The sequence below is a fragment of the Billgrantia antri genome (assembly GCF_019430905.1).
GTDB lineage: Bacteria > Pseudomonadota > Gammaproteobacteria > Pseudomonadales > Halomonadaceae > Halomonas > Halomonas antri.
This window is the reverse complement of sequence record NZ_JAHYCA010000003.1, coordinates 636324-651803: the sequence shown is the minus strand read 5'-3', so window position 1 is coordinate 651803 and position 15480 is coordinate 636324. Positions and strand designations below refer to the sequence as shown.

13 protein-coding genes are annotated in these 15480 nt (G+C 70.2%); 12 read left to right on the top strand and 1 reads right to left on the bottom strand.

What is annotated here, in order from left to right; genetic code table 11:
- Window positions 1-26 precede the first annotated feature (26 nt).
- The 8 genes from KPL81_RS11025 to cobJ are packed head-to-tail and all read left to right on the top strand — an operon-like array spanning window position 27 to window position 11565.
- Complete coding sequence (locus KPL81_RS11025) at window positions 27-1775, top strand: AAA family ATPase (protein ID WP_219792055.1); 1749 nt, start codon at window positions 27-29, stop codon at window positions 1773-1775.
- Window positions 1775-3163, top strand: coding sequence for a cobyrinic acid a,c-diamide synthase CobB (locus tag KPL81_RS11020; protein ID WP_219792218.1), 1389 nt, complete (start codon window positions 1775-1777; stop codon window positions 3161-3163). The genes KPL81_RS11025 and KPL81_RS11020 overlap by 1 nt, the downstream gene beginning before the upstream one ends.
- Window positions 3160-4281, top strand: a complete 1122-nt coding sequence (gene cobW / locus KPL81_RS11015; protein ID WP_219792053.1) for a cobalamin biosynthesis protein CobW — start codon at window positions 3160-3162, stop codon at window positions 4279-4281. The genes KPL81_RS11020 and cobW overlap by 4 nt, the downstream gene beginning before the upstream one ends.
- On the top strand, window positions 4281-8162 hold the full coding sequence (gene cobN, locus KPL81_RS11010; protein WP_219792051.1) for a cobaltochelatase subunit CobN: 3882 nt from the start codon (window positions 4281-4283) through the stop codon (window positions 8160-8162). The genes cobW and cobN overlap by 1 nt, the downstream gene beginning before the upstream one ends.
- Complete coding sequence (locus KPL81_RS11005) at window positions 8159-9400, top strand: cobalamin biosynthesis protein CobG (protein WP_219792048.1); 1242 nt, start codon at window positions 8159-8161, stop codon at window positions 9398-9400. Before cobN ends, KPL81_RS11005 begins: the two co-directional genes overlap by 4 nt.
- Window positions 9384-10013, top strand: a complete 630-nt coding sequence (locus KPL81_RS11000; RefSeq protein ID WP_219792046.1) for a precorrin-8X methylmutase — start codon at window positions 9384-9386, stop codon at window positions 10011-10013. The genes KPL81_RS11005 and KPL81_RS11000 overlap by 17 nt, the downstream gene beginning before the upstream one ends.
- Before the next feature lie 11 nt (window positions 10014-10024).
- Window positions 10025-10750 (top strand): precorrin-2 C(20)-methyltransferase, encoded by a 726-nt coding sequence (cobI, locus tag KPL81_RS10995; RefSeq protein WP_219792216.1) that lies wholly within the window; start codon window positions 10025-10027, stop codon window positions 10748-10750.
- A complete protein-coding gene (gene cobJ, locus KPL81_RS10990) occupies window positions 10747-11565 on the top strand; it encodes a precorrin-3B C(17)-methyltransferase (RefSeq protein WP_219792044.1) in 819 nt (272 codons plus the stop codon). The genes cobI and cobJ overlap by 4 nt, the downstream gene beginning before the upstream one ends.
- Here the strand turns inward: cobJ and KPL81_RS10985 are convergent.
- Window positions 11493-12287, bottom strand: coding sequence for a cobalt-precorrin-6A reductase (locus tag KPL81_RS10985; protein WP_219792042.1), 795 nt, complete (start codon window positions 12285-12287; stop codon window positions 11493-11495). The two genes, cobJ and KPL81_RS10985, sit on opposite strands and share 73 nt — an antisense overlap.
- Between KPL81_RS10985 and cbiE the strand changes: the two genes are divergently transcribed.
- Genes cbiE through cobF form a run of 4 tightly spaced genes read left to right on the top strand, consistent with a single transcriptional unit; the run spans window position 12288 to window position 15473 of the window.
- Window positions 12288-13511: a precorrin-6y C5,15-methyltransferase (decarboxylating) subunit CbiE gene (gene cbiE, locus KPL81_RS10980; protein ID WP_219792040.1), complete on the top strand. Its 1224-nt coding sequence runs from the start codon at window positions 12288-12290 to the stop codon at window positions 13509-13511. It abuts the gene before it with no gap.
- On the top strand, window positions 13508-13894 hold the full coding sequence (locus tag KPL81_RS10975; protein WP_240549170.1) for a cobalamin biosynthesis protein: 387 nt from the start codon (window positions 13508-13510) through the stop codon (window positions 13892-13894). Before cbiE ends, KPL81_RS10975 begins: the two co-directional genes overlap by 4 nt.
- Window positions 13891-14721, top strand: a complete 831-nt coding sequence (gene cobM, locus KPL81_RS10970) for a precorrin-4 C(11)-methyltransferase (protein ID WP_219792038.1) — start codon at window positions 13891-13893, stop codon at window positions 14719-14721. Before KPL81_RS10975 ends, cobM begins: the two co-directional genes overlap by 4 nt.
- Window positions 14718-15473, top strand: coding sequence for a precorrin-6A synthase (deacetylating) (cobF, locus tag KPL81_RS10965; protein WP_219792036.1), 756 nt, complete (start codon window positions 14718-14720; stop codon window positions 15471-15473). The genes cobM and cobF overlap by 4 nt, the downstream gene beginning before the upstream one ends.
- Window positions 15474-15480: the final 7 nt, after the last annotated feature.

The following is a 15480-nucleotide window of genomic DNA, read 5'->3' as shown; positions in this document are numbered from 1 at the left end:
TCCGGCCGGTGCATGGCGAGGCTGCCGTGAGCGAGTTTCCCTTCGCCGCCGTGGTCGGCCTGGCAGAACTCAAGACCGCGCTGCTGCTCAACGCCATCCATCCCCGCATCGGCGGGGTGTTGATCAGCGGGCCGCGTGGCAGTGCGAAATCCACCCTGGCGCGGGCTCTGGCGGCGATCCTGCCTGACGACGGCGAAGAGCGCTGGCCGCCCTTCGTCACCCTGCCCCTGGGGGCCAGCGAGGAGCGCCTGACCGGCAGCCTGGACCTGCAGCGGGTACTCGCAGAACGTGAGGCGGCCTTCCAGCCGGGGCTGCTGGCCAAGGCGCACGGCGGCGTGCTCTACGTCGACGAAGTCAACCTGCTGCCGGACTCCCTGGTGGACCTGCTGCTCGATGTGGCCGCCAGCGGTACCAACGTCGTCGAACGCGACGGTGTCAGCCACTCCCATCCCGCGCGTTTCCGCCTGATCGGCACCATGAACCCGGACGAGGGCGAACTGCGCCCGCAGCTACTCGATCGCTTTGGCCTCTGCCTCGAACAGCACACTTCGGTCAGCGTGGAAGAGCGCATCGCCATCGTGCAGCAGCGCGAAGCCTTCGACCGCGACCCCCAGGGCTACGTGGCACGCCACGCCGAGGCCCAGGCAGCGCTGACCCAGCGCATCCGGCGTGCCCAGTCGGCGCTGCCGGAGATCGTCAGCGAGGCGTGGGTTTACGAGCACATCGCGCTGGGTTGTCAGGAGGCCGGCGTCGAAGGGCTGCGGGCGGACGTGACCTGGCATCGTGCGGCCCAGGCCCACGCCGCCTGGCGCGGCGTCGCTGCCGTGGCCAGGGAGGATCTGGATATCGTCGAGCCTTGGGTGCTGGCGCATCGGAGGACCTCGCCGTCTGACCAGGCGCCCGGCAGGCACTCGGGCCATAATCCGCCCCCGCCGCCGCCAGGCTCCGGTACGCCACCTGCGTCGAGCGGGCCGGCAGGCTCCGGTAGCGACACGGCTGGCTCAGGCGGCCAGGGGCAGTGGGGTGCCATGCCGCCGGTAGCGCAGAAAAGCGTCAGTGTGCCGGCCCCGAGCCTGTCGGACATGGTCGCGCATGAGCGTGGATCCGGTTGCGCCAGGGCTTCCCAGGCGCCTGCTGTGGTCAGGCGTCGGGGCCATCAGCGTCGCTCCTATCGGGTATCGCCCCGGCCGGACTGGTTCGCCACTGTGGCCGCCAATCATGGCCGCTGGCCCTGGCGCCGGCTGCAGTATCGCAAGACGCAAGCCGCTCCGCCGACGGTTCATCTGGTGCTGTTGGATACTTCCGCCTCGACCCTGGGGCGGCAGCTGCTGGGACGGGCCAAGGGGCTGGTCGAGCAGCTGGCCCGGCAGGCCTATGCCGCCCGCGAGCAAATGGCCGTGCTCGGCTTCGGCAATGACGGTGTTACGCCGGTCCTGCTGCGCCGCCGTGCGCCCAAGGCGTTGCGTGAGCGGCTCGACAGCGCCGACGGGGGTGGCGGCACGCCGCTGCGCCAGGCCATCCTGCAGGCGGCGCGGTTGATTCGCCAGTGGCGGCGGCAGGAGGCCGACCTGCAAATACGCACCTACCTGATTACCGACGGCCGCACCCGGCAATCCCTGGCCGGCCTGCCGGCGCTGGGCGATTGCCTGGTGGTCGATACCGAGCAGGCCGCCGTCAGGCGGGGGCGGAGCGAGATCATCGCCGAGCAGCTCGGTGCCCGCTATTGTCGCCTGCCGCTGTCGGTGGGCCGTTCATGGGCAGGAGGCCAGGCGTGATGAAGGAACCCGTCGAGCGGACCAGCGCCGCCTGTCCAGCACTGTTCATTGCCGCACCGGCCTCCGGCCAGGGCAAAACCACGCTGACCGCGGCGCTGGCCCGGCTGCTGCGCAACCGCGGCAAGGTGGTGAGGGTGTTCAAGACGGGGCCGGACTATCTCGACCCCCAGATCCTGGCCCAGGCTTCGGGCCGGCCGGTGGATCAGCTCGACCTGTGGATGGCGGGGGAGAGCTACTGCCGCCAGCGCTTCTTCGAGGCGGCCTGCGAGGCGGATCTGATCCTGGTGGAGGGCGCCATGGGGCTGTTCGACGGCGAGCCCTCCAGCGCCGACCTGGCCGCCCTGTTCGGCCTGCCGCTGGTCATCGTCATGGACGTCAAGGGCATGGCTCAGACCGCCGCGGCGCTGGTGGCCGGCCTGGCGGGCTTTCGCGACGACATCCGCATCGCCGGGCTGATCGCCAACGCCTGCGCCTCGCAGCGCCACCGTGAGCTGATCGAGTCCGCGCTGCCTGCCGAGATTCCGCTGCTGGCCGCGGTGGCGAGGGATGGTGCGCTGACCCTGCCCGAGCGCCACCTGGGACTGGTGCAGGCCGACGAAATTCGCACCGAGCTGGAGCAGCGCTTCGAGGCCGGCGCCAGGGCGCTGGACTCCGGGGGGCTGACGGAGGCGCTGCTGCAGCTGCCGCCGGTCACCTTCGAGGCGCCGTGCCAGGCCGCCGAGCCGCCCATGCCGTCGCTGCGGGGGCGGGTCATCGGCGTGGCCCGGGACGCGGCCTTCAGTTTCATCTACCAGGCCAACCTGGATCTGCTGGAGTGCATGGGGGCGACCCTGCGCTTCTTCTCGCCCCTGGCCGACCGCCAATTGCCCCCCTGCGATGCGCTGTGGCTGCCCGGCGGTTACCCCGAGCTGCACGCCGCCCAGCTGGCGGCGAACGTGTCGCTGCGCGACGAGCTGCGCCGCTTCTTTGCTGCGGACAAGCCGATCCTCGCCGAGTGCGGTGGACTGCTCTACTGCCTGGAGAGTCTGACCGATATCGATGGCGAGACCCACACCATGCTGGGACTGCTGCCGGGCCACGGCGCCATGCGCGGGCGCCGCGGCTGCCAGGGCATGCAGACCGCCGAGCTGCCGGAGGGGTCGGTGCGTGGCCACGCGCATCACCGCTCGATGGCGGAGGGCACGCCTGCGCCCATCGCCTTCTGCAGGCGTCAGCGCCACCCCGCGCCGGGCGAGGCGATCTACCGTCAGCGCGGCCTCACGGCCAGCTACCTGCATCTGTTCTTTCCCGACAATCCCGACGCCCTGGCCCGGCTGTTCACGGCGAGCGGGCAGTCGGCGGGCGCTATAGAGACGCTTTCCAAAACTTCACTGGAGTCCCAAGGATGAACCTGACCAAGATCCCCGCCACGGTGGTGACCGGCTTCCTGGGTAGCGGCAAGACCACTCTGCTGGCCGCCATGCTGCGCCAGGTCACCGGCAAGCGCATCGCCGTCATCGTCAACGAGTTCGGCGAGCAGGACATCGATTCCAGCCTGCTGCGCGGCTGTGCCTTGCGCTGTGACGAGGGCAATGAAGAAGGCCGTGACGAGGCGGGCGCCCCGGTGGAAGTCGAAAACGGCATCTATGAGCTGGCCAACGGCTGTATCTGCTGCACCGTGGAGGAGGAGTTTCTGCCGGTGATGAAACAGCTGATGGCCCGCCGCGACACGATCGACCATATCCTGATCGAGACCAGCGGCCTGGCCTTGCCCAAGCCGCTGGTGCAGGCGTTCAACTGGCCGGAGGTGCGCCGGCACTGCACGGTGGATGCGATCATCACCGTGGTCGATGGCCCTGCGGTGGCCGCCGGTCGCTACGCCCACGACGTGGAGAGGGTGGAGGCCCAGCGCCGCGCCGACCAGTCCCTCGATCACGACCCCAGCCTGCGCGAGCTGCTCGACGACCAGCTCAGCGCGGCGGATCTGGTACTGGTCAGCAAGACCGACCTGCTCGAACCAGCCGAACGGGCCCGGGTGGAAGCGCTGGTCGCCCAGCGGGTACCGGCCTCGGTGAAGACCCTGTTAATCGACCAGGGGCTGGCCGAGGACCGCACCCAACTGGAGGCGTTGATGGGCATTGGCGCGGCCAGTGAGGAGGGCATCGACCTTATCGACAACCACCACGATCGCCACCACGCCGAGGGCGCCCACCACGATCACGCCCACGATCACTTCGACTCCTGCGTGATCCGCCTGGGCGAGGTCGACGGCGAGGCCCTGGCAGCGCGCCTGCAGCAGCTGCTGAAGCACCACGAGATCTATCGCGTCAAGGGCTTCGCGGCGATTCCCGGCAAGCCCATGCGGCGGGTGATCCAGGCCGTGGGCGAACGTCAGGACGGCTACTTCGACCGGCTGTGGGGGCAGGACGAGCCGCGCGCCACCCAGCTTGTCTTCATCGGCAAGGGGCTGGATACCGCGGCCCTGCACGCCGCCCTGTCGGATACCGAGATCGCGACGAGCGCCTGATGCATCTCTTCGCCGCCAAGCCGGGGGGCTTCGTCGACGACGAGGGTATCGTCGATCTGCAGCAGAGCCCCGCCGAGATCGTCTTCCTGTCGGCCGCCGACAGCAGCCTGTCGGCCCTGGCCCAGGCGGCGGAGCGCTTGGCCGAGGCGAGCGGCGAGGGGTTTCCCTCGCTGCGCCTGGCCAACTGGATGAACCTGATCAAGCCGGCCGCCTTTGATCTCTACGAGGATCGGTTACTGGAGCAGGCGCGACTGGTGATCGTCTCGCTGCTGGGCGGCAGCGGCTACTGGCGCTACGGCCACGAGCGCCTGCTGGCCTGGGCCGCCGGCGACCGGCGCCGCCAGTTGATCTTGGTGCCGGGCTGTGATGCCCCGGACGACGCTCTGCTGGCGGACTCCAGCGTGCCCTTTGCGCTGGCCCACCGGGTATGGCGCTACCTGCGCGAGGGCGGGGTCGACAACGCCGAGCAGCTGCTGCGCTGTATCGGCAGCGAGTGCCTTGGGCTGCCGCTGACCTGGCGCGAGCCTCAGGGGCTTCCCGCGGCGCTGCTCTATTTTCCCGCAATATTTGATCGAAAATCACCGCACGGCCAGCCGGCGGTGACGCTCAACGAGTGGCGAAAGCAGCAGGACGCGACGCGTCCGGTCTGCCTGCTGCTGTTCTATCGCAGCCATCTACAGGGCGCCAACACGGCGGTGCTGGATGGCCTGCTCGAGGTGCTCGAGGCCCAGGGGTTCGCGCCCCTGGCGGTGGCGGTGGCCTCGCTCAAGGAGCCCGCCTGCCTGGCCTTCGTCAACCACCTGATCGAGCAGACCGGGGCCGGCATCGTGATCAACACCACCGGTTTCTCGGTCAATCGTCATGTAGACGAGAGCGAGGCGCCGGATGAAGCGGATCTCGAGCAGGACCTCGCGGGGCTCTTCGTCGGCCGGCCGGTGGTATTGCAGGCGATCCTCTCCAGCAGCACCGAAGAGGACTGGCAGGCCGAGGCCGGCGGCCTGCGCAGCCGCGACATGGCCATGCAAGTGGTGCTGCCTGAGATGGACGGCCGCATCCTGACCCGGGCGGTGGGCTTCAAGAGCGAGGCCCACTACAGCGAGCTCTGCCAGCTGCCGGTGATCCGCCACACCCTGCACCCAGAGCGCGCCGCCTTTGTCGCCCGGCTGGCGCGACGCTTCAGCGACCTGCAGCGCACGTCGAACCGGCACAAGCGCCTGGCGCTGGTGCTGGCCAACTACCCCAACCGCGACGGACGCATCGGCAACGGCGTCGGCCTCGATACGCCGGCCTCGACCCTGGCGATCCTGCGCGCCCTGGCGGCGGCGGGCTATCCGGTCGACGACCTGCCGGCGGATGGCGATGCCCTGGTACGGCAGCTGCAGGCGGGGGTGACCAACGACCCTCGCGGGCTGGAGCAGCGCGGCTGCTGGCAGAGCATCGCCCTCGACGACTACCTGGCCTGGTTCCGGACCCTGCCGCAAGCCCTTCAAGAGGCGGTGTGGCAGCGCTGGGGAGCGCCCAGCGAGGACCCCAAGCATCGCCAGGGCCGGCTGATGATCGCCGGCATTCGCCTGGGCGAAACCTTCGTCGGCATCCAGCCGCTACGCGACCTGGGTGACGATCCGCTCCAGAGCTACCACGACAGCGAGCTGGTGCCGCCCCACAGCTACCTGGCCTTCTATCTCTGGCTGCGCGAGCACTACCGGGTGGATGCGCTGATCCACGTCGGCAAGCACGGCAACCTGGAGTGGCTGCCGGGCAAGAGCGCGGCACTCTGTGCCGAGTGCTGGCCGGATGTCGCCCTGGGGCCGCTGCCGCACTTCTATCCCTTCATCGTCAACGACCCGGGCGAGGGCGCCCAGGCCAAGCGTCGCAGCCAGGCGGTGATCGTCGACCACCTGATGCCGCCGCTGGCCCGTGCCGAACTCTACGGCGCCATGGCCGAACTCGAAGCGCTCGCCGACGAGTACTACCAGGCCCTGGGCATGGACCCGCGACGCGAGACCCTGCTGCGCGAGCGCATCCTCGCCCACCTGCGCGACACCGGCATCGACTGCGAGCTGGCGCAGGGCAGAACAGGCGGGGAAGCGGCCGGGGAGACGGATGACGAGCGCCTGCTCAACGAGCTGGACACCTACCTGTGCGACATCAAGGAGTCGCAGATCCGCCACGGCCTGCACGTGCTGGGCAGCCTGCCGCCGCGGGACAAGCTGGCCGGGACCTTGGTCGCCATCCTGCGGCTGCCACGGGGCGATACGTCGACCCAGCGCGGCCTGCTGCACAACCTGGCCGCCGACCTTGGGCTGCCGCCGGCGTTCGACCCCCTGGTGGCCGGGGCCGAGCCCTGGCACGGACCGCGGCCTCCCGCGCTGGCCGCGCTGGACGATGCCCCCTGGCGCAGTGCCGCCGATACCCGCGAGCGCCTGGAGCGGCTCGCCCACCGCCTGGTGGAGACGCACGTCGTGGAGGAGGGCTGTCTGGTCAGCCTGGCCCATGACTATCCGGTCACCGCCGAGCAGCTGCGCCATGTGCGCGGCGGGCTCTGGGCGGCCATGCAGCGCGGCGTCGAGATGGAGATCCAGTCGCTGCTGGCCGGCCTCGAAGGGCGTTTCGTCCCGCCCGGGCCGAGCGGCGCGCCCAGTCGCGGGCGCCTGGACGTGCTGCCCACCGGGCGCAACTTCTTCAGCGTCGACAACCGCTCGATTCCGTCGCCGGCTGCCTGGTCGCTGGGCGAAAAATCTGCCCAGGCCTTCGTCGAGCGCTATTTGCAGGATCACGGCGACTATCCGCGGCGGCTGGGCCTATCGATCTGGGGTACCGCCACCATGCGCACCGGCGGCGACGACATCGCCCAGGCCTTCGCCCTGATGGGCGTGCGGCCGGTGTGGTCGCTGGGCTCGCGGCGGGTGATCGACATCGAGGTGATTCCCGCCATGCTGTTGGGGCGGCCGCGGGTGGACGTCACTCTGCGGGTCTCCGGCTTCTTCCGTGATGCCTTCGCCAACGTCATTCGCCTGTTCGACCGGGCGGTACGGGCGGTGGCCGAATACCAGGAGCCGGGGGAGGCCAACACCATCCGTGCGGCGGTCGTGGCGCGCCGGCAGGAGCTCGAAGCGCTGGGCCGATCCCCGGTGCAGGCGGAGCGGGAGGCCGGCTACCGGGTCTTCGGCAGCCGGCCCGGCGAGTACGGCACCGGCCTCAACCGGCTGCTCGACGAGCGCGCCTGGCGGCACGCCGATGATCTGGCCGAGGCCTACCTGGCGAGCGGGGCCTACGCCTACGGCCAGTTCCCCGACTCGGGGGTGGCGGCCCGGGCGGCCTTCGAGCACCAGCTCGAAGGACTGGAGGTGGTGATGCACAACCAGGACAACCGCGAGCACGACATCCTCGACTCCAACGGTTACTACGCCTTCCAGGGCGGCATGGCCAACGCCAGCCGCACGCTCAGCGGCCAGGCGCCGAGTATCTATCACGCCGACCACGCAAATCCGGCTCGGCCGCGCATGCGTAGCCTCGAGCAGGAGCTGGCCCGAGTGATCCGCTCCCGGGTGCTCAACCCCAAGTGGATCGAGGCCATGCGCGAACACGGCTACAAGGGCGCCGCGGAGATGGCGGCGACGGTGGACTACCTGTTCGCCTACGATGCCACTACCGATCTGGTGGCCGACTACCAGTATGCCCAGGTCAGCCAGGCGCTGGTGCTGGATGGCGAGAACCAGGCATTCCTGTGCGAGCACAATCCGGCGGCCATGGAGGAGATGGCCGAACGCCTGCTCGAAGCCATCCAGCGCGGCCTGTGGCGGGAGCCCGGCGAACAGGGCCCGGCCCTGCAGGACCTGCTGCTGGAGATCGACGAAACCCGGGAGGTGGCGGCGCCATGACGAATCGGGCGAATGAGCCGGCGAGCGCGCCGCGCATCAAGGGCTGGTGTCCCGGCGCCTGGCGCCCCATGGCCTCCGGCGATGGGTTGCTGGTGCGCGTGCGCCCCCCACTGGGGCGGCTCAGCCGGCAGCAGATACTGGCCCTGTGCGAGGCGGCCGAGACCTTCGGCAGTGGCCTGATCGAACTCACCAATCGGGCCAACCTGCAGCTGCGTGGCGTGTCCGACGCCAACTGGCCCGGGCTGATGGCCTTTCTGGTCGAGCACGGCCTGGTGGCGGCGGACCCGCAGGACGAGCGTCGGCTGCCGCTGCTGCTGGCGCCCGACTGGCAGCCGGGCGACGTCACCCATGAGGTGGCGCAACGCTTGGAAGCCCGGCTCGATGCGCTGCCGGCACTGCCGGCCAAGATGGGCGTGGCCATCGATGCCGGCGCCGCGCCGCTGCTGGGCGAAGTCTCGGCGGATTTCCGTATTGAGCGCTCGGTGGAAGGGGGCTTGCCGGCGCGGGCTTCGGGCGCCTTGTCGGCGCAGTCTTCGGGCGCCTTATTAGTCCGTGCCGACGGGCGGGAAAAGGGCACCCCGGTGGACTCGCCCGCGGCCGCCGTCGAGCTGCTGATAAGGCTGCTGCACTGGTTCGTCGACAGCGGTGGGTTCGATGCCGGACGCATGCGTCGGCACCTGGCGCCGCTGCCGCCTTGGGCGCCTGCCACGCAGCGGCCCGCTGCCGCCGGCCCCGGGCCGGCCCTGGGCCAGCACGCCTGGGGCCGCGCGCTGGGCCTGCCGTTCGGCCGGGCACCGGCGGCGATGCTGCGGGCCGCGGTCGCCGCGGATTCGATCAGCGGTGTGCGGGTCACCCCTTGGCGGCGGCTGCTGATCGAGGGCTTTCCCGTCGGGGCGCCTTCGCCGCCGGGGCTGCTGGAGAGCGAGAGCGATCCGCGCCTGGCCATGCAGGCCTGCCCGGGCGCGCCCTACTGCGAGCAGGCCAGCGTGGCGACCCTGGGGCTGGCCCAGGAGTTGGCCGAACGGCTGAACGGACAGGTAGCGGGGAGCATGCACCTGTCCGGCTGCGTCAAGGGCTGCGCCTGCCAGGCGCCGACGGACCTCTGCCTGACCGGCCGGGAGGGGCGCTTCGACCTGATCGTCGGCGGTCGCGCCGATGGGACGCCGGTGGCCACCGGCCTGGATGAATCCGATGTTATCGAACACCTAGAGAAGAATCGCGATGCCTTACGTCTATGAAACGGACGGCCCGGCCATCTACCGGGAGTCCTTTTCCATCATCCGGCGCGAGGCCGAGTTGGCGCGCTTCGCGCCGGAGGAGGAGCCGGTGGCGGTGCGCATGATCCATGCCGCCGGGCTGGTGGAGCTCGCCGCGCATATCCATTTCCGCGGCGATGCGGTGAACCGGGCCCGCACGGCGTTGGAGCAGGGCGCTCCCATCCTGTGCGATGCGCGCATGGTCTCCGAGGGCATCACCCGCAAGCGCCTGCCGGCGGACAACACCGTCATCTGCACCCTGCACGACGAGTGCGTGCCCGAACTGGCCCGGGAGCTGGCCACCACCCGCTCGGCGGCGGCGCTGGAGCTGTGGCGGCCCCATCTCGACGGGGCGGTGGTGGCGATTGGCAACGCGCCCACCGCGCTGTTCCACCTGCTCAACATGCTGGAAGATCCAGCGTGCCCGCGTCCGGCAGCGATCATCGGCTGCCCGGTGGGCTTCGTGGGGGCCGCCGAATCCAAGCAGGCTCTTTGGGAAAGCGCCGTGGCCCCTTGCGTGATCGTCGAGGGGCGCCTCGGCGGCAGCGCGGTGACGGTGGCCGCCCTCAATGCCATGGCGGATCGCAGCGAATGAGCCAAGCATCCATCACACCGGGCACCATCCATGGCGTCGGCCTCGGCCCCGGCAGCCAGGACCTGATGAGCGTGCGCGCCGACCGGCTGATTCGCGGGGCCAGCCACGTCGTCTACTTCCGCAAGAAGGGACGTCGCGGCCATGCTCGCAGCATCGTCGAGGGCCTGCTGGCGCCCGACGCGATCGAGATCGCGCTGGAGTATCCGGTCACCACCGAGATCCCGTTCGACGACCCGCTCTACAACGAACTGCTGGCGGCCTTCTACGAGAACAGCGTCGCTCAGCTCCGCGAGATCGCCGAAGCCGGGTGTGATGCGGTGGTGCTGTGTGAGGGCGATCCGTTCTTCTACGGCTCCTTCATGCACCTCTATACCCGCCTGCAGGGGCGGGTGCCGGTGGCAGTGGTGCCCGGCATCACCGGCATGTCCGCCGCCTGGACCGCCACCGGGCAGCCGGTGACCTGGGGCGACGACATCATGACCGTGCTGATGGGTACCCTGCCCGAAGCGACGCTGGTCGAGCACATCGCGCGGACCGATGCCCTGGTGGTGATGAAGATCGGTCGCAACCTGGCCAAGCTCCAGCGCGCGCTGACCGAGGCCGGCCGGGAGCGGGAAGCCTGGCTGATCGAGTACGCCGCCATGCCGCAGCAGCGGATACGACCGTTCCGCGAGGTCGGCGACAGCGTGCCCTACTTCTCCATCGTGGTGATCCATGGCAACGGGAGGCGGCCATGAGAGATCCTGAGTGGGTGAAGGAAGGGTGGCTGAAAGTGGTCGGACTCGGTCCGGGCGATGCTGCGCTGATCACCCCGGAAGTCGCCGCCGTCCTGAGCGAGGCCACTGACGTGGTGGGCTACGTGCCCTACGTCGAACGGGTGGCGCCGAGGCCAGGGCTCACGCGCCATGGCTCGGACAACCGCGAGGAGATCCGCCGCGCAGAGCAGGCGCTGCGGCTGGCCGCCGAAGGGCGGCGGGTGGTGGTGGTCTCCTCGGGGGACCCCGGGGTCTTCGCCATGGCCGCGGCGCTGTTCGAGGCGCTCGAGGCCGGCGAGGCACAATGGCGCGAGCTGGACATCCAGGTGCTGCCGGGCATCTCCGCCATGCTGGCCGCCAGTGCACGTCTGGGGGCGCCACTGGGCCACGACTTCTGCTGCGTCAACCTCTCCGACAACCTCAAGCCCTGGGCGTTGATCGAACGGCGCCTGCGGCTGGCCGCCGAGGCCGATTTCGCCATGGCCTTCTACAACCCACGCTCCCGCGCCCGGCCGGAAGGCTTCGTCCGCACCCTCGAGGTGCTGCGCGAAGCCTGCGGGGCGGAGCGCCCGATCATGTTCGCCCGGGCCGTCTCCACGTCGGAAGAGCAACTGACGGTCACCACGCTGGGCGAGGCCACGGCGGAGATGGCCGATATGCGCACCCTGGTGATGGTGGGCTCCAGCCAGACGCGGCTGATCCGGCGTGAAGGCGTTCCGTGGGTCTACACCCCGCGCTCGGCCCTGGGGTCTGACTCAAGGGCCGACTCGGAGTCTGACTCAGGAGCCGAGCCGTGATGCAGCCAGGCCAACACCGCATCGACCGAGTGCACCTCGTGGCGGGGCGGCGACACCGGCCGCTCGATCATCACCACCGTCAGGTCCAGCCGGCGGGCGGCGTCGAGCTTGGCGATGGCGCCTGCTCCGCCGGCGTTCTTGCACACGACGCGCTGGATGCCGTGCTCACGCAGCAGTGCCAGGTCGCCATCCAGCGTGAAGGGGCCGCGGTCGAGGACGAGGTGGTGGCGGGGCAGGGGCGGCGGTGCCTCGGGGGCTTCGACCAGGCGCAGCAGATAGTGGTGCTGGGGCTGGGCCGCGAAGGCGGCGAGCTGCTGGCGGCCGATGGCCAGCAGGATGCGCTGGGGCGGACCGGCCAGGGCGCTCACCGCCGCTTCGACGCTGGCGACCGGTTCCCAGCGGTCCCCGGCCTGGGGCACCCAGGGCGAGCGGGTCAGGGCAATCAGCGGGATGCCGCTGTGGCTTGCCGCGGTTACGGCGTTGCGGCTCATCTGCTCGGCGAAGGGGTGGGTGGCATCGACCAGATGGGTGATGCGCTGCTCCGTCAGGAAGGCGGCCAGGCCCGCCACGCCGCCGAACCCGCCGATCCGGGTGGGCAGCGGCTGTGGCTTGGGCTGCTGGACCCGGCCGGCGTAGCTGAACAGGGCCGGAATCGAGAGTTCAGCCAAGGCAGCCGCCAGGGCGCTGGCTTCAGTGGTTCCCCCTAGAATCAGGATTTTCATATGACGGACCTTGACGACGCTCCCTGGCTGACCCTGCTTGGCTGGGGGGAAGGTGGCACAGAAGGGCTGACCGCGGCAAGCCGTCAGGCACTCGAGGCCGCCGAGCTGGTGTTCGGCGCGCGGCGCCATCTGCGCCTGTTGCCGCCGCTGGCCGCCGAGGTGCGGGAGTGGCCGGTGCCCTTCGTCGAGGGCATTCCTCGACTGCTGGCCGAGCGGGGCCGGCGGGTGGTCATGCTGGTCTCCGGCGATCCCTTCTGGTTCGGTGCTGGAGCCACGCTGGCGCGCCATCTGCCCGCCGCGGAGTGGCGGGCGCTGCCAACGCCTTCCACTTTCAGTCTGGCGGCATCGCGCCTGGGCTGGTCGCTGGAGGCGTGTACCTGTCTCGGTCTGCACGCCAAGCCGCTGACGCGCATCCGGCCCTACCTGCAGCAGAACCGACACGTATTGGTACTGCTGCGGGACGGGGACGCCGTCCATGAATTGGCCGACCTGTTGGCACAACTCGGATTCGGCGCGTCGCGGCTGCACCTGCTGGAAGCGCTGGGGGGAGAAGACGAGTGCATTCGCTCCGTGCGGGCCGGCGCCGGCCTGCCTAGCGATATCGCCCACCCGGTGGCGGTGGGACTGGAAGTCGCTGGAGAGGGCCCGGCATTGCCGCTCACGCCCGGCCTGCCGGACGCGCTGTTCGAGCACGATGGCCAGCTCACCAAGCAGGCCGTGCGCGCCATGACCCTGTCCGCCCTGGCCCCGAGGGCGGGGGAGCGGCTGTGGGATATCGGTGCGGGGTCGGGCTCGATCGCCATCGAGTGGCTGCTGGTTCATCCAGAGAACAAGGCGGTGGCCTTCGAGTGCCACGCTGAGCGTGCAGTGCGGGCGCGGCGCAATGCCGACAACCTCGGTGTCGACTGGCTCGAGGTGGTGGAAGGCGATGCCCTCGACGTTCTGGAGAATCAGGCACAGGGAGACCTGCCGCCGCCGGATGCGGTCTTTATCGGGGGCGGACTATCAGAAGCCTTGCTGGAGGCGCTGTGGCAACGCCTGCCGCCCGGGGTGCGGCTGGTGGCCAATGCGGTAACCCTGGAGTCCGAGGCCCTGCTGAGCGAGTGGCAGCGGCGGGCCGGCGGCGAGCTGCTGCGCATCGAGCTGGCCAGCGCCGCGCCCCTCGGCAACCGTCGCGGCTGGAAGGCTAGCTACCCCATCGTGCAGTGGCGGGTGACCCGATGAGAGCGCCGCCGGACGCCATGCGCGTGGTCGGCTTCGGCTTTCGCCGTGCGGCACCGCTGGCCTCGCTTGCCGATCTGTTGGCGCAGCTGGAGGCCCGTTATGGCCCCGTCGACCGCCTGGCGGCGGCAGCATCCAAGCAGGCGCTGGCGCAGGCGCTGGGCGGCGTGCGGGGGATTGAGGTGATCGCCGTGGACGACGAGGCGCTGCCATCGGTCGTTACTCTCACGTACTCATGCCATAGCCTGAAGGCCCGGGGCACGGGTAGCGTTGCCGAGGCAGTCGCCCTGCTGGCGGCGGGGCCGGGGGCAAGCCTGCTCGAGCCCCGGCTGGTCTCGGCGGATCGCATGGCCACCGCAGCGCTGTCAAGAGGAGTTTTCTCATGACCATACACTTCATCGGTGCCGGCCCAGGTGCGCCGGATCTGCTGACGCTGCGCGGGCGCGATCTCATCGCGGCCTGCCCCGTATGCCTCTACGCGGGCTCGCTGGTGCCCGAGCAGATCCTGGCCCACTGCCCGGAGGGCGCCCGTATCGTCAATACAGCGCCGCTCTCCCTCGACGAGATCGTCGCCGAGATGCGCGCCGCCCATGCCGCGGGCCTGGATGTGGCCCGGCTGCACTCCGGTGACCTGTCGATATGGTCGGCCCTGGGCGAGCAGCTGCGCCGGCTGCGCGAGCTAGCGATTCCCTACACCATAACCCCGGGGGTGCCGGCCTTCGCTGCGGCCGCCGCCAGCCTGGGCCAAGAGCTGACCCTGCCGGGCGTGGCGCAGTCGCTGGTACTGACCCGCACCCCGGGACGGGCCAGCGCCATGCCGGACGGCGAGACCCTGGCCAATTTCGCCGGCAGCGGCACCACCCTGGCGATCCACCTCTCCATTCATAACCTGTCCCAGGTCGTCGCCGAGCTGCTGCCCTACTACGGTGCCGAGTGCCCGGTAGCCATCGTCTGGCGGGCCAGCTGGCCCGACGAGCGGGTGGTGCGGGGGCGCCTGGCGACGGTGGAAGCCCTGGTCGATGACGCCCTGCAGCGCACGGCACTGATCCTGGTGGGGCCGGTGCTGGAGAGCGAGGATTTTGCCGAGAGCTGTCTCTATTCAGTCGGCTATGACCGTCGCTTTCGGCCGCAGTCGGCATCGTCGCCCTTTGCCGGCACCGCACCCAGCGATGAGAGGGTCGACAAGAGTGTGGATAAGAGGGGCGAGCCATGATCCATCTCACGCTGATCGGCATCGGCACCGGTAACCCGGAGCATGTCACCCTGGCCGCGGTGCGGGCGCTCAACCAGGCGGACCTGATCCTGCTGCCGCGCAAGGGGGAGGCCAAGTCGGACCTGGTGGATCTGCGCCGGCTGCTGTGTCGCGATCTGCTGGAAGCGTCATCCCGCACCCGGGTCGTGGAGTTCGATCTGCCGCGCCGCGAGGCCCGTGCCGACTACCTGGGCGCGGTGGACGAGTGGCACGGCGCCATTGCCGGGGTGTGGGCGGAACTGATGGCGACGCGCCTGCCCCGGGGCGGGCGGGTCGGCATGCTGATCTGGGGCGACCCCTCGCTCTACGACAGCAGCCTGCGGATTGCCCAGCGTCTAGGTGACAAGGGGCAAGCGGTCGAAATCCGCGTGGAGCCCGGGATCACCAGCTTGCAGGCGCTCACCGCCGCGCACCGCATCCCCCTGAATGCGCTGGCCGAACCGGTGCTGATCACCACGGGGCGGAGGCTGCGGGAGCGCGGCTGGCCCTGCGATGCCGAGAGCGTGGCAGTGATGCTCGACAGCGGCGGTGCCTTCCAGGCGCTTTCTCCGGAAGGCCTCTCCATCTGGTGGGGGGCCTATCTCGGCATGGACAAGCAGTGCCTGATCGACGGCCCGCTGGTGGACGTGGCCGCGACGATCCTCGAACGGCGTGCCACCCTGCGCGAACGGCACGGCTGGATCATGGATGTCTATCTATTACGGCGGATGTAAGGATGGA